This is a genomic window from Rickettsiales bacterium Ac37b (assembly GCA_000746585.2).
Classification (GTDB): domain Bacteria; phylum Pseudomonadota; class Alphaproteobacteria; order Rickettsiales; family Arcanibacteraceae; genus Ac37b.
In genome coordinates this window covers 1,572,015-1,594,199 of record CP009217.2, presented here as the reverse complement: position 1 = coordinate 1,594,199, position 22,185 = coordinate 1,572,015, and the positions used below count along the sequence as shown (strand labels likewise).

At 29.0% G+C, this 22,185-nt stretch carries 17 protein-coding genes and 1 tRNA gene; 6 read left to right on the top strand and 12 right to left on the bottom strand.

Features of this window, described 5'->3' with window-relative positions; all coding sequences use genetic code 11:
- Positions 1-44: 44 nt before the first annotated feature.
- The 3 genes from NOVO_07870 to NOVO_07860 are packed head-to-tail and all read right to left on the bottom strand — an operon-like array spanning position 45 to position 4,457.
- Entirely contained in the window at positions 45-1,061 is a 1,017-nt protein-coding gene (locus tag NOVO_07870; GenBank protein ID AIL65907.1) for a beta-lactamase/D-alanine carboxypeptidase, read from the bottom strand.
- Positions 1,062-1,106: 45 nt separating this feature from the next.
- Positions 1,107-3,455 (bottom strand): Sensor histidine kinase, encoded by a 2,349-nt coding sequence (locus NOVO_07865; protein ID AIL65906.1) that lies wholly within the window; start codon positions 3,453-3,455, stop codon positions 1,107-1,109.
- A gap of 15 nt (positions 3,456-3,470) precedes the next feature.
- Positions 3,471-4,457, bottom strand: a complete 987-nt coding sequence (locus NOVO_07860) for a hypothetical protein (protein AIL65905.1) — start codon at positions 4,455-4,457, stop codon at positions 3,471-3,473.
- Between the two features lie 449 nt (positions 4,458-4,906).
- On the opposite strand from NOVO_07860, the gene NOVO_07855 reads away from it, so the two are divergent.
- From NOVO_07855 to NOVO_07835, 4 genes are all read left to right on the top strand, one after another.
- Positions 4,907-5,131 (top strand): hypothetical protein, encoded by a 225-nt coding sequence (locus tag NOVO_07855; protein ID AIL65904.1) that lies wholly within the window; start codon positions 4,907-4,909, stop codon positions 5,129-5,131.
- Entirely contained in the window at positions 5,112-5,411 is a 300-nt protein-coding gene (locus NOVO_07850; protein AIL65903.1) for a hypothetical protein, read from the top strand. The genes NOVO_07855 and NOVO_07850 overlap by 20 nt, the downstream gene beginning before the upstream one ends.
- A 663-nt stretch (positions 5,412-6,074) precedes the next feature.
- On the top strand, positions 6,075-6,326 hold the full coding sequence (locus NOVO_07845) for a hypothetical protein (GenBank protein AIL65902.1): 252 nt from the start codon (positions 6,075-6,077) through the stop codon (positions 6,324-6,326).
- 420 nt (positions 6,327-6,746) lie between these two features.
- Positions 6,747-8,057: a hypothetical protein gene (locus NOVO_07835; protein ID AIL65901.1), complete on the top strand. Its 1,311-nt coding sequence runs from the start codon at positions 6,747-6,749 to the stop codon at positions 8,055-8,057.
- Here the strand turns inward: NOVO_07835 and NOVO_07830 are convergent.
- The 4 genes from NOVO_07830 to NOVO_07815 all read right to left on the bottom strand — a co-directional run bounded on the left by NOVO_07830 (position 7,916) and on the right by NOVO_07815 (position 13,325).
- Positions 7,916-8,719, bottom strand: a complete 804-nt coding sequence (locus NOVO_07830; GenBank protein AIL65900.1) for a hypothetical protein — start codon at positions 8,717-8,719, stop codon at positions 7,916-7,918. The two genes, NOVO_07835 and NOVO_07830, sit on opposite strands and share 142 nt — an antisense overlap.
- 118 nt (positions 8,720-8,837) lie before the next feature.
- The gene (locus NOVO_07825; GenBank protein ID AIL65899.1) at positions 8,838-9,719 is read right to left on the bottom strand and encodes a hypothetical protein; all 882 of its coding nucleotides are present in this window, start codon (positions 9,717-9,719) and stop codon (positions 8,838-8,840) included.
- A 21-nt stretch (positions 9,720-9,740) separates the two neighbouring features.
- A complete protein-coding gene (locus NOVO_07820) occupies positions 9,741-10,643 on the bottom strand; it encodes a hypothetical protein (protein AIL65898.1) in 903 nt (300 codons plus the stop codon).
- 492 nt (positions 10,644-11,135) lie between these two features.
- Positions 11,136-13,325, bottom strand: a complete 2,190-nt coding sequence (locus NOVO_07815; protein AIL65897.1) for a Sensor histidine kinase — start codon at positions 13,323-13,325, stop codon at positions 11,136-11,138.
- A gap of 199 nt (positions 13,326-13,524) precedes the next feature.
- Here NOVO_07815 and NOVO_07810 point away from each other — a divergent pair.
- Positions 13,525-13,601 (top strand) — tRNA-Arg (locus NOVO_07810).
- A gap of 200 nt (positions 13,602-13,801) precedes the next feature.
- Here NOVO_07810 and NOVO_07805 read toward each other — a convergent pair.
- Positions 13,802-14,686: a Transposase gene (locus NOVO_07805; GenBank protein ID AIL65896.1), complete on the bottom strand. Its 885-nt coding sequence runs from the start codon at positions 14,684-14,686 to the stop codon at positions 13,802-13,804.
- Between the two features lie 271 nt (positions 14,687-14,957).
- On the opposite strand from NOVO_07805, the gene NOVO_07800 reads away from it, so the two are divergent.
- Complete coding sequence (locus tag NOVO_07800) at positions 14,958-15,338, top strand: hypothetical protein (protein ID AIL65895.1); 381 nt, start codon at positions 14,958-14,960, stop codon at positions 15,336-15,338.
- A 97-nt stretch (positions 15,339-15,435) separates the two neighbouring features.
- Here NOVO_07800 and NOVO_07795 read toward each other — a convergent pair whose 3' ends face one another.
- The 4 genes from NOVO_07795 to NOVO_07780 form a co-directional block, all read right to left on the bottom strand.
- Positions 15,436-17,277, bottom strand: a complete 1,842-nt coding sequence (locus NOVO_07795; protein AIL65894.1) for a Sensor histidine kinase — start codon at positions 17,275-17,277, stop codon at positions 15,436-15,438.
- Positions 17,278-17,282: 5 nt separating this feature from the next.
- Positions 17,283-18,098 (bottom strand): hypothetical protein, encoded by an 816-nt coding sequence (locus NOVO_07790; protein AIL65893.1) that lies wholly within the window; start codon positions 18,096-18,098, stop codon positions 17,283-17,285.
- Between the two features lie 3 nt (positions 18,099-18,101).
- Complete coding sequence (locus tag NOVO_07785) at positions 18,102-19,235, bottom strand: S-adenosyl-L-homocysteine hydrolase (GenBank protein AIL65892.1); 1,134 nt, start codon at positions 19,233-19,235, stop codon at positions 18,102-18,104.
- 512 nt (positions 19,236-19,747) lie between these two features.
- The gene (locus tag NOVO_07780; GenBank protein ID AIL65891.1) at positions 19,748-22,111 is read right to left on the bottom strand and encodes a Sensor histidine kinase; all 2,364 of its coding nucleotides are present in this window, start codon (positions 22,109-22,111) and stop codon (positions 19,748-19,750) included.
- Positions 22,112-22,185: the final 74 nt, after the last annotated feature.

Below are 22,185 nucleotides of genomic sequence, written 5' to 3'. Positions count from 1 at the left end.
ATATTTTATAAACATTTTGTAATAATTTAAGTTAGTTTTTAGATTTAATAAGCAAAAATATGCTCTAAAAATTTTCTACGTAATATATATGGTCCTACAGTTTGTTTATTTGTTAGTATAACCATACCTATTTGCTCTTGTGGTATATAAGAAATCAAAGACGACATTCCACAACAATCGCCATTATGCTCTATAATAGTTAATCTTTTATTACCTAAGCTGAGATTTAAATTGTACCAAAAATATCCATATGTAGTCGATACAATAACATCCCAATCATCTACACATTGTGCCTTTTCAACACGAGTATGTATATTATATAATTTTTGCATCTCAATTAATGAAACTATGCGTTTGTTATCAAATATTCCTTCTAATAAATGAAAATTAAGCCAAACTAACATATCATCTAGGCAGGAATACATTCCTGCCGCAGAATTAACTTGAAAAGTTTCCCAATTCATTTTTATATTATTATTGTTATACGGTATAGCGATATTTTTAGTCTCAGAAATTTTTTTGGTAATATTTGTGCCAGTATTGTATAAATGTAGTGGATATAATATTTTACTATATAATAATTGTTCCCATTTTACATTAGTTTTACTTTCTATTATTTCTTCTAGTAAAAGTAATACTGCATATTGATAACTAAAATCAATATTGAGAACTTTATTATAACACAAAAGTTCCTTTATGAGAATTTGAACGAATTTATGTTTATTATAATTTTCTTTAAGGTGAGTAGAACCAAAATTTTCTTCTAATCCAGTATTCATACACGCTATCTGTTTTAAGCTTAAATTGGAAATTTTATCTTCCCAATTTAATATATCATTATCGACTAGCATAGATATTAATATACCTAAAAAACCCTTAGAAAGAGAAGCAATTTGAAATAAAGTTTTTGAATTAATAGGTAGATGATTATCATAACCACAAACACCATATGTTTTCTTAAATATCACACTACCCTTTTTTATAATACCTAGTGCAATAGCTGGTATTTGTAATTTTTGCATTACGCCTAAAGTTATAGAATCAAAAAGTTTATGGGCCATCTAAAACAAACCTAATATAGTACTTAATAATAAACTTAATAACTATTAAAGCGTAGTAGTAACCGATTTATTAATTACTCTATTAACTACTTCTAATATTTCTTCTCTCTGGTAAGGTTTTCTTATATAGTCTGAAATTTTATCCATATATAATTCACGGTCAAAGTCTAATATTCCTGTCTGCAGGATAACAGGAATATGGGTAAAATTGGTATTTTTCTTAATAGTTTCTAATAACACTAAGCCGTCTATATCTGGAAGCATAATATCTAGTAAAATTAAATCTATCTTGTAATCTTCAAGGTATTTTAAACCAGTATACCCATTATTTGCTTTAATCAAAGTATAATTTGTGCCGTATAATAACATTTCTAAACTAGTTAAGCATATTTCTTCATCATCGATAGCTAATATAATTGCTTTTTTTGTATGAGATAACTGTGTATTATCCTTAGCAGAAAATGTATGACTTTCTATTATATATTTAGGATCATCTATATTACCCATAGGTATAATAAATGTGAATTTTGCACCATGTGGTATATTGTTACCAGCCCAAATACGTCCACCATGTGCTTTAACTATTCTTCTACAAATTGATAAACCGAGTCCTATTCCACTAATTTTAGATTTAGTATTACTGCTTTGTATAAATGATTCAAATATATGATCCAATTCTGTGGCAGGAATACCTAAGCCTTCATCTGTAATTGAAATATATAAACCCTGTACTTTTATATCAGAAATATCTAATTCTGTTTCTTTAATTTCTAGGATAATTTTTCCTTTAGAGGAAAATTTAATAGCATTAACTACTAAATTATATAAAACTTGGGTAATTTTTTCCTTATCCACTAAGGCATATATTTTATCTTTGTCATGTGTTTCTAAAATAATGTCTAAATCTTTACCATAGGTATATATTTTACAATCTTTTAAAACCTCGCTACTCAAGCTTACTATATTCACTTTTTCTAGATAGAGTTGCATATTAACTAGGTCAAATTTGGCAAGGTTTAATACATTATTTACCAAAGTAAATAACCTCATAGCATTATTACTTACTAAAATAGCTAGCTCTTTACGTCTTTCATTGGAAAAATCTTGCCAATATTCAACTAAAACACGTGATATGGACATAATACCTTGAGTAGGAGTTCTAATTTCATGGCTTATATTATTTAAAAATATAGTTTTAGTTGAAAGAGCATCTTCTAATTCCTGTGTTCTAGCTCTTACTTTTTCTTCTAAGCCATCTTTGGCGATAGCTAAATTGACATGGGCCTTTGAAATTAGTGCAGAAAGCTTCCTTTCTCTTTCTAGTAAAGTTTTAACATTGTTTAGAGCTATAGCTAAATCACTTGCTTCCATACTATGAACTTTAGGAATTTCAACCTCTGTACTGCCTCGAGAAATAAGATGAGCTGCCTGAGATAGTTGTAGCATAGGTTTTAGTACGCCTCTATAAAATATTACAATTAAAAGTATAATGATAATAAATAAAAAAGATATTTCTGTAATATTTGCTAAAAAGCTATGTATAAGCGCTTTATAAGATACCCCTTTTTTTATAGAGTTATATACGCATAATATAAATGGTAATTTATCAAGTTTTAAAAAGACATAGCTATCACCCATACCAAACATTGGAGTATGAGAAACAGTTTTAATATAGCGAAAATCAATATTTTGTAGAGCATATAATATAGGTTTATTTGAAACTATAGATTGATTAGGAGCCTCTAATACTATTTGCATGGATTGTGGATCAATTATAGCATAACTTAAATTCTGGTCTTTAATTAAGCTATACAAAACTCTAGATAAGCTAAAAATTTCGAATCCAATAGTTAATGTACCTATATATTCTCCTTGATCATTAGATATGCCTATGCCAGCTGGAATAATCCATTTTCCACTTATGTAACCAAAATTTACTGGATCGAAATGCATTACCCAATTAGTTTTTGCGGATTCTACAACATATTCTCTATGTCCTAAATAGATAGGTTTCTTTAATATACCATGAGCACTATCTACTACTGCATTTTTTTGAGCGTTTACCCAGCCTATAGCACTCCATGAGGAAATAGCATAGATTTTTGGATCTAATGCAAATAAACGTAACAGCTTATATATATATTTTAAGTCTTTACCTGACTGACTTTCATCATCAATAATTTCTCCTAAAAAACGCATTTTGTTTTCGGTATAAGTAATTGTGTGGGTTAAGTGCTTTTCAATAATATCCGCACTACTCATTAGACGTACTAATACGCTCTGGCGTCTGATATCTTCAAATTTCCATGTAACATAGGATAATAATACAAAACCAAATAATATAGTAATAACTATAAAACGTGTCCACAGAGAATAATAACGATTATTAGACATTAATTAATTATAACCTTATTTTTGCTTACTTACTGAAACTAAATAATAACTAACCAACTTTTCCTTTAATATATTAGGCAAAATATATGATAATGCGATAGCAATATATTCGTCAATCATGGATAAAAGTGGATATTTTAACAATAAAGCCTCACTTAATATTTTATTGATTCTAAGTAGGTTAACATTTAAACTAGATTCTCTCGCATCCTCTTCAATTTCCTTTATAGCGTGATATATATGAAAAAAGTTTTCAATATGTACACCGTTATGATTTCTTGAATACAATAAATCGCCTTCTTCTAAATTTAAATCTTGACCATCAATTTGTATATTAAATTTACCTTCCCTCAATGTTTTAAAAGCTTGTTGCTCTTTTAGTAATACTCGCCTTCCTGGAAGGGAAAGAATTATCTCAGAGGTAGTAATATTTCCTAAGAATGACATAGTATTTTGCCTCAAAGCTCTAGTTTGTATATGAGCAAGTACTCCAAATATAGAAAAAGTAATATCTAATTTACCTATCAATTTAGCAAGATCATCAAGGTTGTCCTGTATATTAGCATAAAAAAAATGTACTGTAATGTTATTTTTGGTCAAGATTTTAATAATTTTATTATTATCAGGTTTTTTATCGCTTTCCCAAAATCCATTGGCAAGTAACATATTAATATAATATTCTAAAGCGGTTTTACTAATTTCATATGCAATTAAGTTAATTTTTTTTCCTTTTTTTTCTAGAGAACTAGCAATACTCTCATATACAACTTGATGCCTACCATTTCCGCAGCCAAAATCCATTATATCTATAGAATCTTTATATTGTGCTACTTTTAAAATAGCTTTTTGTATTATATGAAAATCATGTGAAGTAATTTTATTGTTATATAAATAATTATACATAGATCTTGTACCACCTGAATAATATTTATCATATTGTTCGGCACTTTGATACGTCCAAGCAGAATTAGAATAATCAATTATAGATTTAGCAACTTTCATATACCCATCGTGTAATTTGTATAACATTATCAATTTATATACGCTGCAATAGTAAATGCAAATATTTTTCACATTTATATAACCCTAAATGATAATTAGTAATTTATTAGTTACATAGTTATTACATATAAAACATTTATAAAAGAAAAAATATATTAACACATAAATCCCTATTATATAATTTAATTGACTATTTTTCTGCTTAAATATTTTATTTTTATAATGTTTACATATTCATAGTATCATGCTTCATTATAAATAGGTAGGTTATTATTTGAACAATAAAAATTAGAATAAAATTATGATTTTGCTAAGTGTGTGGGTAGCGGCATATACTACTTTAAGCTTTTATGTATTTGTTATAATATGATAATATTAAACTTTAATTATTTATTAAACTAATTGTTATAAAAATAATTAGATTAGCGATTGAATGATAGGAGAAAAATATGCTATTAATGGAGAAATACCGCTCAATTAGAGATAGACTAACTAATATCCTATTACCCACAGAAAGAGATAATAAAAATTATAAGACTAATGTACAAGAATATTTAAAAGAATTGTATCATATAGCGTATGAAATTGTAGAATTTAAAAATCAGAAAGGGAATATAAGATATGATTATGATAAAGGACCGTTGATAGAATATCTTGGTAAGCATATTTGGTAAGCATATCTTTAGAGAGGATTTATTATCGGAAGAAAAAGATTATTATAAGAATTTTTTTTGTAATCTTGACAAGGATAAGAATCTAACGATTTATAAGACTATTTGTGAGGAATATGAATTATATATTAATAAAAATATTCCAAAATCGCCTGAACTGTATATTTACAATGAATACGATCCTAAAGTAGATCATTTTCATCCTACCTCAAAAAGATATCACACAGAGCATGTTTTAATAGGTCGACAAAAAGAATCAAAACAAACATGTCAAATTTCATAATATCTTAAAAGCTTTTTATTTTTAAAAGAAAAGATAAGATTGAATATTATTGATTAGAATAGGTTCTTAGCTATATAAGAAGTTTGTATATTATATAAATATAGTAAATTGATTTGCACTCGGGACACAGTTCGCTCAAAGCTCTCTTACTAATTGTAGGCTTCGCTTATCGCTCCTAGTCCCAACCACAACTTAATTTACTGGAGTCTTTTTACTAAATTAATAACAAATTATAATTAGCATATGCACCACTCTTCGCTAACCTAACAAAAACTAGGTTGCGCTCACCATTACTATCTGTTAATTCAACTGAAAGAACTATAGTTGTGCGCTTTTACACAAAAAATGACTAATAAATATATTAAATTTCAATTTATAAATTATAATATTAACTAATTATCAATAGATTGATAATAATATTAACTAATGAGACTCAGACAAATAGGAGATTTTAATCTCTTATAGTCAAAGCAATTTAAAATAGTTAATTGTTAAAATAATCATTTGGAATAAGACACAGGTAGTAGATGAGCTACATGGCTATATTTAAATTACGTCGACTATAAATTAAACAAATAAATTTCTTTTGCCTTATTAACTTATTAGCAATTCACCTTGCAATATGAAAGGGTAAGATTGATAGTCATAATTTATGAGGATAATATGCCAAAAAATATTAAAAATCATACTAACTCACAAAATAATGAGCCTAAAATTAGTGAAAAAACAACAGAAGAATTAGGTTATCTTATCAAAAACTTTTCTTTGATTAATATGGCACATCTAGAAGATATAAAAGTAGAAAATAAAGTAGCTGTACAAAACTTAGTTAAATATATACAGCTCTTGGTAGATAAAATAGATCCTACAAAATCAGGTCCATATCAAGGAGAGCAACAAGCTAATTTAAATTAGCTAAAAAATGCAACCAAAGGAACTCAAGCTTATCAAATTTATTTAAATAATCTTCCGATTTCTATTGGTAAGGTTGAAGGATTAAAAATAGGTAAGAATGGTAGACGTGAAAAGGGGGAGCTTGATGTTTTAATATCTCCATCAGATTTTTCTAAGCTATTAGAATATAGTAATAAGCTTACAAAATTACTTCCTATAAATAATAAATCAGACATACAATATAGCAGCATCCCTATATTTCAACTTATACCTAAAGCTATCCAAAAAATAACTGAGAAAAATGTAGGCCCATCCCAAGACACGCAACAAAGAGTATCGGAAGAAATCATCACCAAGCTAGACAAAAGAATAACCCCCTCTCTTAATCATAGAGTAAATCTAAAAGAAGAAATAGATGCTTTAGGTGAGTTAGTTAAAAGCGTGGTAAATGAACCTACTCAGAATGAAGAATATAATAATATATCAAAAGAAATTTTACAATTAGTCAATGAAATAAAATCAAATCGCTATCAGAGAAATATGGCACAAACTGCTAGATCTGCTGCTTTATCAGCAGGAAAGCATGCGCACGAAGCTAGAATTGAATTTTCTATTGATGGCAAGGATTATAAAAAATTTCAAGAGCTCAGCAACAAATTACACAAAATAAGTGCAGAAAAAATCCCTACAGAACCAAAGAAAAGCCCAGAATTTACTGGACGCATAAATTTAACAGATAAGCAATTACCTCAAAAATTAAGTACTTCCAAAGCTTTATCTTTAGGTCAGGAAGAAATATTAAGAAGTAAATTTTTATATCTTGATAATGCAGAAGATTTTACTAATAGCCTACAGAATTTATTTGAAAATTTAGAAAAATATCAAAAAATAAATCAGAGAGACCTTGAAGAAATTCTAAAAAAAGTAGAAAGAAATAGCATACAAATCAATACAAAATACTCAAGGGAAATCAGAAATGATCTTGATTCCCAATATCAAATGTTATTAGAAGAACATATAAATGAAATTTCGGGCAATATTCAACATATATTAAAACAATACATTCAGTATGGAGAAGAATTACATAATCAAGTCTTTGATTTGTCCAAAAATATAAGCAAAGAATTAAAAAATATCTCTAATTTAATACGGGAAACTGAAGTAACTTTACAAAATCAAATGGATAAAATGCAAGGAAACTATAAGCCGTCTTTAGAAACTATACCTGAAGATGTAGAAGCTACTTTTAATCCTTCTCAAACTTTCTCTCCAAATGATCTGTGGATAAAACTAGAAAATTCATTTACGCAATTAGAAAAATTTACTGATAAAAATACAATTAATATACCTTCTTTTCAAGACCAGAGCTCAACATTAAACAACATATATGATTTAGATGATTCGGGTATAAGCAGCGGCACAGATATATCCGATAGTGAAACTGACCTTACTAATACTAACAAAATCCACTTAGAACAAAAATCCCTATCATTAAATACTCAAAAAAATATAAAGCCAGAACTAGGAAAGGTAGATACTAAAGCATCTTCTCCAAGGCAGACAGATATCGAACAGATAGTACCAGATATCAAAAGGCTATTTGGCGAACATCACGTACCGCAGAAAGATATAGAGCCCTTAGTTACTAGTGTACGTAATTTATTTAAAGCATCTTCTCCAAAACAAGCAGATGTCGAACAGATAATGCCAGATATCAAAAGGCTATTTGGCGATATAATAAGTAAAAATTGAGATAAAGATAATTTACTAGCTTTTACTCCATCCTTTGGAGATATAGCATTCATAGTATATTGAGTTTGATTAGATAGAGGATTATATTCTTCTATCCTTCTAAATACCTTATTATAATTGCTATGCAGCATTTCTATGCATTTTTCTAAATTTGGCGTTAATTCAATAAATTTTTCTAAAATATATAAATTACCTTTTTCCACAGCAAATATAAACATGCTATCTTTATTATCATGAAGAATAGCATCTCGCTTTGCTTGAGTAGTTATTATTTGAAATAATTTATCTATCCCTGTAAAGCTGCTATGTTCTATAAAGAAATTTAATAATTTCTTAGCATGCTTATAAATGATGTCTTCACAATCTGAAGCAGTTATTGGTAGTTTTAAGAGCAAATCTAGTGTATTTAAATTACCCTTTTTAATTATATTAACAAGGTCTAATTGAAAATATATTTCATGCATTTTCAATCTTAGCATATCAACAAGCTGTATATCATTAGATTCGCAGGCCTTTTCTAACATATATTCATATATTTCAGTATCAGTAAGATTATCTTTAAAGTCTGATATTTCCATATCCATCGTCATATTTTGTGTAAATTTCTTCAAATATTCTTGCCTATAATGCACAATAAGCTCTTCAATATTGCCTGACAACATAATCACCCTCCCCCTCCAAATATTAATTATTTTATTTAAATTTAATATATACTATAATTAATATCAAGAATATTAATAAAAGAAAAATTATTAATTTTATTATAAAACTAATTCTCTTTTATCGAGCTATTTCCATAACTTGTCCTTGTAAAATTTTTTCTACAAAGCTTACTTCAGATTTTTGCTGGTTACTTGAAACTTTAGCCATCGCCTTAAGCACCTCTCTTCTTTCCTCCGCTGATAACTTGTTTTGGGGATCAAATACTTTAAGGATAATATCCATAGCTGGCTCAGATAAACCAAGCATTGATTTACTTACTTCTACTAAATTTTTAACATCTTTGCTTTCTGCATATTCTTTCATCTGTAAAATTTTAATAATAGATATTTTTGGATTATTAATACGTATTTGATATAATTTTTGGCTAAATTCTTTAGCTTCAATAACTTGTTGTTTTAAAAACTCATTATCAATATTTGCAAATATTGCTTGCTCAAGAGCTGGATGAAAACTTAATATAAGTTGTATTATAATTAAATCTTTATTTATATCATTGATTGAGAAAAACCCTTTATCTATAGTCCTACGCTTTTTATCAAGATCAGTTAGGTTGCAAAACAATTTATCTATAGTAACAAGATCATAGTTTTTCACAGCTCTATAGAATATGTGATCAGCATTATTGTTTATTTTATTTTTACGTTCTTCTGCGATTATTGGTAATTTATCCACCCAATTTAAAATTTGACCATCATAATCATGGAGAAGACTTCTGAATATCTCATTAAAAAAAGCTTCATTTATATATTTTATAATACTCGATATAGTTTCTATATTATTATTTTTATATTCTTTTTTAATTATTTCTATTATATCAGAGACTACTGAAGAATTCATACCTCTAAATATTAGAAAATTATAACGCGAAGAATTCGATTTAATTTTTTCAATTACTTGACGTTTTTTTTCTTCGTCAATATCATATTCTATATTCTGCACGATATCTCCTCTCAAGTAAAGTTAACTAATTCCTAAATTATAATCTTTATTAGTAATTCTTTCGTTAATTATTTTATTTACAAAGGTTACTTCAGATTTTTGCTGGTTACTTGAAACTTTAGCCATCGCCTTAAGCACCTCTCTTCTTTCCTCCGCTGATAACTTATTTTGAAGATCAAATTCTTTAAGGATAATATCCATAGCTGGCTCAGACAAACCAAGCATTGATTTACTTACTTCTACTAAATTTTTAACATCTTTGCTTTCTGCATATTCTTTCATCTGTAAAATTTTAATAATAGATATTTCTGGATTATTAATACGTATTTGATACAATTTTTGGCTAAATTCTTTACTATCTTCAATTTGTTTTTTAAGTAATGGATTTTTGCAGTGTGATATAACTATTTCTATACATTCTGGATCTAAACTTAGTATAAATTGAGCTCCAGATATATTCTGAAGAGCAACTCCGGATTTAAAGATTATATTATCCTCTGCATGAATAATAGCATCAAGTTTTTCTTGACTAGTTATTATTTGAAATAATTTATCAACGCCTGTAAAATTGCAATGCCCAATAAACAGCTTTAATAATTCATTAGCATGCTCATAAATTATGTCTTCACGATCTGAGGTGTTTATTGGTAATTCTAAGAGCAAATCCAGTATATTAATATAACCCACCATAATAGTATTGAAAATTAATGCGCTACGATCACATTTTTTTACATGTAATATTACATGATATACAAGATCTACATTCTTAGATTTACATGCTTCGCCTAACATATAAAAATATACCATATTTTCATTAGGAACTAACTTATAACCAGGAAAAAAAACCTTCATCTTAAGCATAAAATTGTTAATCAACTCCTGCTCATAATATTTAGTAAGTGCCTTGAAATTATTTGATAACATAATTATTCCTTGCATATATCAATCATTATTTTTTTATCTATCTATTTTCCAATGTTTTTCACTTATAATTTTATTTATAAAGCGATAAATGAATATTAAAGAAAAATCAATTAGTTTATATAAATTTTATATAAATATGGAGTCAATATACGCTTACCCTTATTTATCAAACTCTCCTTTTGTTTAGTTTTTCTATCGCCTAAAGTATAATTATTTTCTAAGGCCTAATAGCTGAATTGCATATATTAGATTATATAGCTCAAAATTATGGTTTTTGTCCGGTATAGTTTCCATAACCATCACTTTTGTAAAACACTATAGTTAATTATAAGTTTTATTTGGGACGACACTATGTAAGGAAGCTGAAAAAACTATAGTCAAGAATATAATATATTTCATTTCTCCCTATCTGCGGATGAGGGGTATATTAAATAATTAGATCTATTAAACTATCATATTCGGAAGGCAAAGCTTTCCGAGGGTGATGGTTGATTAGTTATATGGTAAAGTAATTTGAATTTTTGCTCCAATCGTAGATAAATTCGAAAATTTTATAGTACCATTATGATCTTCAATAATTTTTTTTACTATTGCAAGGCCAAGCCCCGTACCTTTGGTTTTATTGGTTACATACGGCTCAGTTACTCTATCTAACAATTCTTCTGGAAAACCAGCACCATTATCAATAATATCTATAATAAAGTAACTTTTTTCTGAAATAATGTTTATCTTAATAATCCCCTCTTCTATTTCTTTACTATTAAGCCTACTTTCTATTGATTCTTCAGCATTTTTAAAAATATTAGTTAAAGCTCGATCAATTTGATTAACATCACAATTAATAACTATAGGTAATATTGGTAATTCCGTAACATATAAAACATTTGTTACAGCACATTGCCTAGAAAAAATAGTATTATTAATAAGTTCGCATATGTTGCTAGGAGTAAAAATTGGCGCTGGCATGCGTGCAAAATTAACAAATTCTTCTACAATACCACCTATATCAGCCACATGCCTTATAATTGTATTAGTATATTTAGCTAATAATTCTTTATCATTTACTTCTTTATCATATTTTCTTTTAATACGCTCAGCAGCAAGCCTAATAGGTGTAAGAGGATTTTTGATCTCATGTGCGATACGCCTTGCAATATCTGTCCAAGCAGCGCTACGCTGCGCTGTAATGAGATCTGTTACATCATCAAATGTTACTATATAACCAATAATATTATTATTAAGTTGTTCTGTAACAATACGTGCAAGTAATATATATTTTTTATTATTACGTATAATTGTTATTTCTTTATTATCTAATGTATTAATTTCCTTGTCTATATTCTCTAATAAAATAGCCATTTCAGGGCAGAAAGTAGAAAAATCTTGTTTATATGCCACAGACGTATCTGTTGATAGTAAATTACAAGCAGAACGATTAATCATAGTAATTGTTTGCTCTTTAGATAACACAATAATACCAGCCGAAACCCCTGCTATCACAGTTTCACTGAAATGACGTCTTGCATCTATTTGCTTACTCGCTTCTATCAATTCTGTACGTTGTTGTTCAAGTTTTTGAGTCATATTATTAAAAGCTTTACTAAGCAAGGTAATTTCATCATTATATATTTCTTCTCTAACGCGCGCGGATAGATCACCAGCTTTTACTTTTTCTGTAGTGATAATAAGACGATTGATACGTTTAGCAATCGTAGAGGCAAATAATATCCCTATAGACATTGCAGCAAGTGTAAGTAATAATGAGACTAATAGAAATATAAATGAAAATTCAATTTGTAAATTTGAAATACTAGATTTTAAACGTATATACTCATTTACAGCGCCGCGAGTATTTTGCATATGATTTAAAACTTGACTATCTACAGGACGCCCAACCAGTAGATAGGTATCAAAAAAATTGTCTAACTTAATTAGAGCTCTAACACGATCATGTTCATTAGTTAATATAACTACTTCTCCTGTATCTGCACGCTCTAAATATTCTTCAGGTAATTTTTCTAATTCAAAAGTTAAGGCAAAACTTAAATAACCTTTGGCTATAATTTTTTTATCACTTCCTCGGAATGCTAATGCTTCTGTAAGTGAACGATATACAGACTGATCACTTAAAACATGATTAAAAAAGACTGGATCATCAAGAAGATCAGAAACGTGTCTATTTAAATCTTTAGACATGGCCAAAGAATCTGCTCTAATATTATCACGATGCTCCTTTAAATATGCATCTGCAACAGCTACTGATTCTTCAAGAGCAGTACTTACTCTAGCATTAAACCAAGATTGAATACCATAATTGAAAAACATTATAGAAAAAGTTGCAACTATAATTGTAGGTACTGCAGAAACTAGGCTAAACATAATCATAATACGAGTTTGTAGACGAGAACCATCAAAATGTTTCTGTCTATTCACCCATAATCCCATTAAACGGCGGCTAATGAGAATAGTTAGAGCAAGTAATAAAATTAAATCTATTAATACCAAACTAATTACAATGTGTGGATCCGGCCCCATATTATTCGTTGTTTTAGTGGCAGCACTATAAGTGGATATACCGCATATAACGGATAAAATAGTCAGTATAAATGTGAGTTTACGTTCTAACCCCATTTTTTTGAACCAATTTATTAAAAGATATGTCTTAGCAAAAGTAGAATACATCTCGGTTAAATATATTTTAAATTATATAACTTATAATTAGGGTATACTATAAATTCATTAGCTTGTAAAAAAGATTTTATAGATAGTAAATTGAAGTCTCGTTATAGTTTGACCATAAAGGATCTATAATTTTATTTGTAAATTTACATTTTACTGTTGATTTTCGTGATCGAATATCATAAATTGCATTTGGTTATTTGCGCCCTTAGCTCAGCAGGATAGAGCAACAGATTTCTAATCTGTGGGTCAGGAGTTCGAATCTCTTAGGGCGCGCCAGCTTTTCTCTAGTGTTGGTGAGAATTTTTTTTATACTTAAATATTTAGTGCTACCTTCGTGCTACTTTTAAAATAAATAATATAAAGTTTTTAAGATATAATTTTAGTAAAAAAATAATTTATATTATTGTTAGTTTTATTAGAATTGCTTTACTTAGAGGGGTCTGTATCAAAAAGTGGGGCAAAATTGAAGTTGTTAGTTAAGAACATAAGACTTTAACTCGCAATCTATAATTTTCAAAATTCTTAAATCCATAAGTACGTCTTTGTATCAATTTCATTTTTCTATGAAAGCCTTCGGTAATACCATTATTTCTGCTAAATCTCCACATTCGCCCTCTTTCATCTTTCCACTCACTTAAAGTCTTACCTAGAGTTTGTAATAAGGTAAAGCTACTATTTTTCAGTTCTTTGATAGCTTCTAAAAATACCGGGATCAGATCATATTTAACACTGGGCTTTGATTTGCGTTTCTCACGCAGGCAGTTGATCAATTTCTCCTTAAACTCATATATTGATCTGATTGCTGGATGACCTTCTAAATATTGTTTAAACCTCCTTGATTGTTCTTCTGTCATATTTTTCTTATGCATCATAAGTAGTTTTACATAACTTCGCTTGTGTTTAGTTTCAGGATCAATCATTTGCGCTTGCTTAACAAAATAGTAATTGACCAACCTAATCACGTGGAATCTGTCAGCCACGATCTTAGCATTGGGGAACCATTTTCTAATAATTGCATGATAGCGGTAACGAGTATCAATACAGACCACTCTAACCATTTCTCTACCTTCTAGTTTGCTTAGATAATCTTCTAAATCTTTTGCTGATTTGCCTTTAACCACATCAAAGATATTATCTCTTGCCAGATTACAGCATGTCGTAGCAAATCCTTGCTTCTTCGAAAAAGAATGCTCATCAATGCCAAGTACTCGCGGGACTAGACGAGAGTTAAACTCCTTATTCTCTGACTTATAAAGCGCATGGTAGCAGCGCTCTATAGTTGAGGTACTCACTCCAACTAGCTTGGCCAAATCTTTTCTAGACACACCCTTATTATATAGGGCAAAGATTTCTTTTCTCAAAGTTTCACTACTGCTTCTATATTTTTCACTTTTATTCCGGGTAAATTTACGATAATATCAAATCTCGGCATTGTTGATTCTTATATGTACGTTTTTCAAGCTACTAACGTAGCACATTTAGATCAACTTTGACCCTCTACTTGATCCAGAACCCTAGAATTGCCATAGGAATTGTACAAGAAAGGAATTTTGGAGGTAAAGGTAAAGGAACACAGTTTTATTTTATGAATCCAGTTAAAGACAAATGGTTTAAACCAGGAATACCTTTAGAATGATAGAAGTAATAACTCCTAAAAGTAATATTTTTAAGATTCATGACCAATATAAAGAATTTCCATATTATGTTGGAAGTGCTATTATTATGGTTGATAGAATAATTGTAGCATATGATCCTGATGAGATTAAAGAGTCAATCCCCAATTTTGATTATAATCGTAGCATCTGGTGTTATGATTTAGAAGGAAATATATTATGGTACGTAGAAAAGCCCTACTATATTGATAAAGAAACCGGAGCAAAAGTTATTTATGATAAACCTGTAGATTCTCTTGCTTATAATACAAAAACAAAACAAATATATGCTTTTAGCTATCGAGGCTATGTTTTGGATACAAATACAGGCAAATTAAGTGATGATTTTGAGATAAGGTAAAATTACTCTATTCCTGGATAAAAAGCTTCAAAATAAATATTTAAATTAAAAATACACTTTATTCATTAATATAAAAATATATTTTTAAGATATAAAATCAAGCGCCATGTTTTACCTTTAAAGCTTGTGCAAGCTCAGCTATGACATTCTGTTTCTGATAAGGTTTTTTGATATAGGTAAAAATGCCAAGTGTGAATGCTCTTTCAATTTCGGCATTATCTGAAGAGCCAGTCTGTAAAATAACTGGAATTTTTCTAAGTGCTGGATCCTGCTTGATTTCAGCGAGTACATTTAAGCCATAAATATCTGGCATCATTAAATCAAGTAAAATTAAATCTATTTCCTTAAAATGTTCTTTTAAATACTCAAGGCCAGCATAACCTCCCGCTGCTTTATGGAGATTATAACCACTTCCAAAAAGCAGTAATTCCATACTCATTAGGCAGGCATCTTCATCATCTATTATTAAAATGTTAGTAGTTTTAGTAGTTTGAGTGGTAGGTTTTGTAGGTATTTCGACATTATTTTCTGCAATAATTTTATGGCCATCCACCTGTTTGGCCTGCGATATTGGAACAACAAAATTAAAAGTTGCACCTTGGTCTTGGTTATTTTCTGCCCAAATTTCACCATGATGAGCTTCGATAATTTCTTTGCATATCGCAAGTCCAAGGCCGGTTCCTCCTGCTTTTGTTTTGGTCTTACTGCTTTGAACAAAGACCTCAAAGATAGTATATAATTCATTTTCAGGAACGCCAATTCCTTCATCTTTAATAGCAAAATGATAAGCTTCAGATTTATTTTGGTCATCATAGGTAATTTCAGAAAGCTCTAGCGAAACAGTGATGGTAGAATTATTTGGGCTGAATTTGATGCTATTAACAAATAAATTACGAAGCACCTGCCCAATTCTTTCTTTGTCCGCTAGGATAAAGGCATCTTTTAAAGGAGTGAAATTAATTTGCAGCTGCTTGCCATTAATATATAAAGTTTTGGCCTCTTCAATCATTTCCGTGATAATCAAGTTTAAATCTATTTTCTCTAAACTAAGCCTCATCTTTCCTGCTTGGAACTTAGAAAGATCAAGGAGATGGCTGAGAAGTGAAGACAATCTTTTGGCATTGCTTGCAATTTTATCTGCTAACTCATATTTTTTTTGCTCTTCCAAAACTTGCCAATGTTCTACTAACCCTTCAGATAAGCTAGTAAACCCTTGCATTGGCGTCCTAATCTCATGACTCATGTTATTGAGGAACTCTGTCTTGGCGGCTAGTGCTTGCTGAAGCTCGAGAGTGCGTTCCTCTACTTTTTGTTCCAGTTGATCTTTAAGTTCTTTGGTAACTTCTAATCGAAATTTTTGTTCATTGTAAATAGCAGATTTCTTATAAGAAAATAAAACAAAATATATCATAGGTGCTAGATAACTTGCTAGCACCCCTACCATATGTGGGGGTAAATCATGATTATAAGTTGTATTAATAAAACAAATCCACCCAAGACCTACGCCTAGAAATACCAATATAGAATATGATAACCAATCCACAAATAAGTTTAATATTACTAACCCAAGCAACCCATTAACTACCCACACATATGAATTAGGGTTTTTAAATAGTAGATAGGAGAAAAAAAATGGTAAACAATATAATAGGGTGACATGAAAATATATTGGTAAAAAAGTTTTAAATTTAGATAAGAAATGTATTTTTAAGATAAATGGAAGCGCCAGTAGCCCAACTATACATCTCATGAATAAACTATCATATCCTTCAGGCACAGCAATAAAATTGTTAAAAAAATAAAAACCTAAAAAGCCAATAAATAATACTATGCCAAAGCTAAATAAATATGGCTCTGCTTCCTTGGTATTATAAACCATTCTTTTATGAAGATTTTTAAATAATTTTTTAGCAAAGTTATATATATTTATAGAATACATAAATTTTACACTTTATTACATAATATTATATAATTTAGAAGTGGAGACTCAAAAGAATCACTAAATAAATCTATTTGGGGATTAGTATAAATTTCTGAATAATTCTCCACAGAAAGTCCACAGGATTTTAACCATTTATTTGCACTTTCAATATCAAGCCATGCTATATTATGCATAGGAATGAGGGAGCATATAGGTAAAGTTAATAGAAATTTAGTTTTGGGATTAGATAGCTCTATATACTTTTTTAAGCACGATGTTGGATTATATACGTGTTCTATAGAATCCTGAAATATATATAAATCATACAACCCAACAAAATCATGAGTATTTTCCATATCTCCCTGTTTAAATTCAACAGTACTTTGCCAATTTTGATCCCAAATAGTTAATAATTGTTCGGCAAAAGTAATAGCAGGAGTAGCTATATCACAAAGCGTTATCTTTGCTGATTTATCTTGTAAAGTTTTTCTTACATATTTGGAAGGCACACCAAAACCTAGATCTATTATAGTACTGGGATTTGCTATTTGGATAAATTCTATTACCTGCTCTTGTCTTGCTATATGCCAACTTCCTTCTAACAAATTATGAATATGTAATACCATTCTTATTGCAGGTTGGTCATATATTTCATTACCATGTGAAAAAATATCAAGATTATAATCGAGGAAAGTTTGAATTATTTCCTCTTCAGTTATGTTAACTGCTTGAGCTAGTTGATTCAATTCATTTTTATATAAAGCATTATTTAACACGGATTTTACCAATCTAGTTAATTTTTCTTCCTTGGTTATTATTTTATCAATTATATCTGTCATTTATTACCTATTGTTTAATTTTATATATTTTTTTGTAATATTATTTTGCAAACTTTCTTCTAGTCTAACAAAACCTAGATTATCATTATTAAGAACTTGACATACCCCAGCTAGTAATAATGCAAAAGTAAGCTGGATGTTATGTAAAGGTATGTTATCTTTCTCAGTAGCATAAAAATTAATGGGAAAGCCGGAATTCAGTAAATACATATTATTTACTATAACATTATTATGGCAATTATTGGTTGGTTGAAGCAGTTTACGCAAGTGAACAGCGTCAAATTCTCTATCAGAAGAAGAAATACTAGCTAATATTACTCCTTTTTTAAGAAGATGATATATAGAACTAGAAATAGCTACTTCTCCAGTGGTACCTATAATTAAGTCATAATCTGATAAATTTAATTCGGTTGGTTCTAAATCACTTAATGTTGTAATAGTGTCATAGCATTTTACCTTATATTTAAGAGATAAGGACTTAGATAAACAGCTACCGAGTATCCCATTACCTACTATAAGGCAAGTGGTAGGAAATAATTTTAATTCATTAAGATGATTAGTTAGTTGATTAAGTGAAGATTCAATAATCATTGGAGATTCTATATTCAGTTTTGCTTTAGAACGTGCTACATTCATTACTGGAAAGTGTAATTCCTTATTTTTTAATTTGTTATATCCAGAAGAAGTCTGTTCTACACCATAGATATTCGAATATTCTGATAATAAATTATTAGCAGCTAGCAGCAATTCTCCTCCATCATCCATAATAATTACTTTATCATTCTTACCAAGATTCATGCGAGTAATTTGTTCACGTAAAAAATGATGTATATTATGTTGGAATTGTTCATCAAATGAGAGGTGGCTATCAAAATAATTACTTGAATTATCTACATATATTCCTTCTTGCCTCATATGCTTTATAACTAAATTAGAGGTAGAATAGCATTTACCTATCACTGCGCAATTTTCTGGTTTAAGCCCTAAATCAAACATTGAACGTAACATTAAATGAGTTGAAGGCAAAACATGTTGGCAAGCTATAATATGTATATTTTCTAAATTTGTTTTATACATTAAATTGGCTACATATTCGAGTAAGGGCAACCTTACATAAATATTTTCATATTTAATCATAGAATTATTACTTTATAATAAAAAATATAAGTTTTCTTTAAATGAGATATAGAGTATGCATATTTAAAATAAATACTGTAGAAAAGTATACTATTTTATTAACAGCAGTTTAAATATTAGGTGGTTTTTTATATTGTTTGTTACAATTAAACAAGTAAATCTTTTTTAATCCATTTTAAAAAAATATTGCTACAAAATTAAGAAAAATTAGGTAGATATTCAGGTTTACTTATTGCTGAATTTAGAAATTATTTTTAACAACTTGACACTTACTATAACCAAAAATCTGTATAATAAACCATTTGTAAGTGTAGGAGCAAATCTTGATACTAGTCAATGGTATGCTTATAGTCGCAGAGGTTATAAATTAGATTTACAAACCGGCAAATTAAGTGATGATTTTGAGATAAGGTAAAATTACTCTATTCCTGGATAAAAAGCTTCAAAATAAATATTTAAATTAAAAATACACTTTATTCATTAATATAAAAATATATTTTTAAGATATAAAATCAAGCGCCATGTTTTACCTTTAAAGCTTGTGCAAGCTCAGCTATGACATTCTGTTTCTGATAAGGTTTTTTGATATAGGTAAAAATGCCAAGTGTGAATGCTCTTTCAATTTCGGCATTATCTGAAGAGCCAGTCTGTAAAATAACTGGAATTTTTCTAAGTGCTGGATCCTGCTTGATTTCAGCGAGTACATTTAAGCCATAAATATCGGGCATCATTAAGTCGAGCAAAATTAAATCTATTTCCTTAGAATGTTCTTTCAAATATTCAAGTCCCGCATAACCTCCCACTGCTTTATGGAGATTATAGCCACTTCCAAAAAGCAGTAATTCCATACTCATTAAGCAGGCCTCTTCATCGTCTATAATTAAAATGTTAGCTGATTTAGTAGTTTGAATAGCAGGTTTTGTGGTAATTGCTACATTATTTTCGGCAATGATTTTATGGCCGTCCATCTGTTTGGCCTGCGATATTGGAACAACAAAGTTAAAAGTCGCGCCCTTATCTTCATTATTTTCTGCCCAAATTTCACCATGATGCGCGTCGATAATTTCTTTACAGATAGCAAGGCCAAGACCCGTGCCTCCTGCTTTTATTTTGGTCTTACTGCTTTGAACAAAGACCTCAAAGATGGTATATAATTCATTTTCAGGAACGCCAACCCCTTCATCTTTAATTGAAAAATGATAAGCTTCACTTTTATTTTGATCATCATAAGTAATTTCAGAAAGCTCTAGCGAAACAGTGATGGTAGAATTATTTGGACTGAATTTGATGCTATTGACAAATAAATTACGAAGAACTTGGCCTATTCTTTCTTTGTCTGCTAGGATAAATGCTTCTTTTAAAGGAGTGAAATTAATTTGGAGCTGCTTGCCATTAATATATAAAGTTTTAGCCTCTTCAATCATTTCCGTGATAATCAAGTTTAAATCTATTTTCTCTAAACTAAGCCTCATCTTTCCTGCTTGGAACTTAGAAAGATCAAGGAGATGGCTAAGAAGTGAAGACAATCTTTTGGCATTGCTTGCAATTTTATCTGCTAACTCATATTTTCGTTCATCGTTAAACTCTTGCCAATGCTCAACGAGGGAAGTTGAAATCACAGTAAACCCTTGCATTGGCGTCCTAATCTCATGACTCATGTTATTTAAGAACTCTGTCTTGGCTGCTAGTGCTTGCTTGAGTTCTACAGTATTTTGCTCTAAGGATTTATTAGTCTTTTGTAATTCTTCTTTAGTATCTTCAAGTTTAGCTCTTATATTATTTATTTCATTAGTATAAGTACTTATTTTCTGAATTTGGTAAGCAAGATTAGAAATTTCTAAAGAATTATATTTTTCAGGAATTAGTACCTTATTTTTACCTTCTGGAATAAATCTTGCCATGTCTGATAGCATTTTAATAGGGATAATTAATTTATTTCTAAAAAATAGGAATAAAATAAATAGCAATAAGCAAATCATAAAACTAAATATAGCTGGTAGAATTACTCTTTCTCTAAATAATTTACTAAGTATATAATCATCTTCTCCTACTAAAATTATAAAAGGATAGTCATTCATACGTTGATATACAAAATATTCTGTACCATTATATTGTATTTTTTTATTTAAGATACCCATACTAGGAGTAAGAGGAATCAATTTTTTCAATAAATTTTTATCTATTAATATAGCGTTAGCATTGGATTGGGCTATCAAATCAAAATTGTCGTTAAATAGTAAAAAACGAATACTGTTAGCATTAAAGTTTTCCTTAATTTTATTGACCAGTTTTTCTATATCTATTCCTGCCGAGATAATTCCTACAGGCTTTCCTTCCTCATTAGTTATACCTAAACCTGCAGGAATTCCATAATCTACTATTTGATCTTTACCTACTATTCCTTTTCCAACTTTAGGATCAATAATGAGTGTCCATGGCTTTAATGGTGCAAGATTCATCCATAATCTCTCTTCTTTTTTGACTGTGGGAAAACTATCAAGAGCTCCTTCAGTAGCATTAGCTATAACTTTTCCGTCTAAAGTTACAAAATCAAAATTTGTTAAGGTTGATATATCTTGGCCTATTTTAGCTATTAAAAATGACCTTTTTAAAATTTTACCTACGCCTTCAGGAGTATAATCATGTCGCTTAATGATTTTATCCCCCATAACCCTAGCAAATTTTTCAATATAATTAAAATTACTTTCTACAACAGAGGTAATTTTTGTCAGTTCATTAAAATATATAAATTTTCTATCTCTTTTGACAAATTCGTAAGTTATAAAACTCACTAATATAGTTAAGATTAAAATTAATAAAGGTATAATTACTACTAAATAAATATACTGTTTGTATAAAGAGAAATCTTTTCTCATTTTGAATATACCAAAAAAGTTAAGTTATGTTACTAAGTATAAGAGATATAATATATATAAAATTTTAAAATATT